At 78.4% G+C, this 565-nt stretch carries 1 pseudogene; it reads left to right on the top strand.

The features are described from left to right. A pseudogene (locus ACSNN9_RS28610) lies at nucleotides 1–565 on the top strand (hypothetical protein); the annotation flags it as partial.

The following is a 565-nucleotide window of genomic DNA, read 5'->3' as shown; positions in this document are numbered from 1 at the left end:
GCGGCAGCGCGGCCACGTCGGCCACCTCGCCGCTGAACCCGAGGCTCTGCAAGGGCAAGGGCATCACGGTGCGCTACCGGGTGGCGTTCGCGGCGGAGGTGCCGGGCGGCCGGCTGACCGTGAGCGGCGTGGCCAGCGACGCGCTCGGGCGGGCCCTGGGCCGGGGCGCGGTGGCGTCCCGGGTGGTCGGTGACCGGGCGACGCCCTCGCCGACGCCGAAGCCCTCGAAGAAGCCGTCGCCCACCCCCAGCGCGGCCGCCACCGAGGTGCGGGCCGCCGGGGCGGACCCGAGCCTGGCCGCCGCCGGCCAGGGCGCCGGCGCCGTCAGCAACACCGCCGCCGAGGAGTCCTCCGGCGGCTCCGTGATCATGTTCTTCGGCATCGCCATGGTCGCGGTGGGGATCCTGCTCATCGTCCTGCTGTTCCGCCGCTCGCGGGCGGACAAGGAACCGGCCGGCGACCCGGGCCACGTCCCGCTGCCCCGCAACCCCGGCGGCACCACCTACCGCTCCGGGCAGGGCCCGGCCGCCGCCCCCGGCCCACCCGGCCAGGTGTACGGGCAGCA

This window comes from Micromonospora sp. URMC 107, assembly GCF_051386315.1.
In the GTDB taxonomy this organism is placed as follows: domain Bacteria; phylum Actinomycetota; class Actinomycetes; order Mycobacteriales; family Micromonosporaceae; genus Micromonospora.
This window is presented reverse-complemented; position numbering and strand designations above follow the sequence as displayed.